General features: G+C 50.0%; 1 protein-coding gene. It reads left to right on the forward strand.

Annotated features, from left to right (window positions below; genetic code table 11):
* On the forward strand, positions 1 to 270 hold a 270-nt coding region (locus tag SB689_RS23190), incomplete at both ends, for an ABC transporter substrate-binding protein (protein ID WP_410694409.1).

Genomic DNA, 270 nt, shown 5'->3' on the forward strand with positions numbered 1-270 from the left:
TTTGGCACGTCTGGACAAGGATCACAAGCCACAACCTGCGATGGCAGAAAAATGGACCGTGAGCGAGGATGGAAAAACCTACACGTTCACTCTGCGTGACAGCAAATGGTCCAATGGAAATCCGGTTACTGCACAGGATTTTGAATTCGCTTTGAAGCGCATCCTCGATCCGAACAATGCATTCCCATCCGCTTTCCTCGCATACTACATTGCGGGTGCAGAAGAGTACAACACTGGCAAAGGGAACGCAGACGCAGTTTTGGTGAAAGC

The organism is Chryseobacterium sp. SIMBA_038, from assembly GCF_046535115.1.
Lineage (GTDB): Bacteria > Bacteroidota > Bacteroidia > Flavobacteriales > Weeksellaceae > Chryseobacterium.